Here is a 944-nt window from a genome sequence, read left to right as displayed (position 1 = left end):
CATATATTGCATTGTTTAATATGTGTTTCGCCAAGCAACACGGAGGTAAGTTTATCCTTCGAATTGAAGATACTGACCAAGCGAGAAGCACGCCAGAATCGGAACGTGATATTTTATCTTCAATGAAGTGGTTAGGGCTTGATTGGGACGAAGGTCCAGATGTAGGTGGTGATTATGGGCCTTATCGCCAGAGTGAGCGAAAAGACGACTATCGTGCCTATGCCGAGCAGTTGGTCGAACAGGGTAATGCCTTTTATTGTTTTCGTACACCAGAAGAGCTTGATGCGATTCGTGAAGAGCGAAAAGCGGCGGGTTTAAACCCTGGGATTAAAGGTGACCTTGAGTTATCTAGTGACGAAGTCAAAGAACGTTTAGCTCGTGGCGATGCGCATGTTATTCGTATGAAAGTTCCGGACGAAGGTGTTTGCGAAATTGACGATATGTTACGTGGCAAGATAGAGATTGACTGGTCTCAGGTCGATTCTCAAATTCTGCTTAAGTCAGACGGTATGCCTACTTATCACCTGGCGAATGTAGTTGATGACCATTTGATGGCGATCACGCATGTTATCCGTGGTGAAGAGTGGATTAACTCGGCACCTAAGCACCAGTTGTTGTATAAGTATTTTGGCTGGGATATGCCTGTGCTATGTCACATGCCATTATTACGAAACCCGGATAAGAGCAAGCTAAGCAAGCGTAAGAACCCAACCAGTATTAATTATTATGAGCGTGCTGGTTTTTTACCCGAGTCAGTCATTAACTATTTGGGGCGAATGGGTTGGTCTATGCCTGATGAGCGTGAGAAATTTACACTACAGGAAATGATTGAGAACTTCGATATTAAACGTGTTTCGCTTGGTGGACCGATTTTCGACGTCGAAAAGCTAAGCTGGTTGAATGGCGTGTGGATTCGTGAAAATCTAAGTGCTGACGAATTTATG

The 944-nt window shown here is 44.2% G+C and carries 1 protein-coding gene; it reads left to right on the top strand.

The features are described 5' to 3' along the window. The coding region (gltX, locus tag A3757_RS02605; RefSeq protein ID WP_197469676.1) for a glutamate--tRNA ligase at window positions 1-944 on the top strand (944 nt) is incomplete at both ends.

The sequence above is a fragment of the Oleiphilus sp. HI0117 genome (assembly GCF_001635235.1).
The sequence above is the reverse complement of the archived record's forward strand: the minus strand, read 5'-3'. Positions and strand labels throughout refer to the sequence as shown.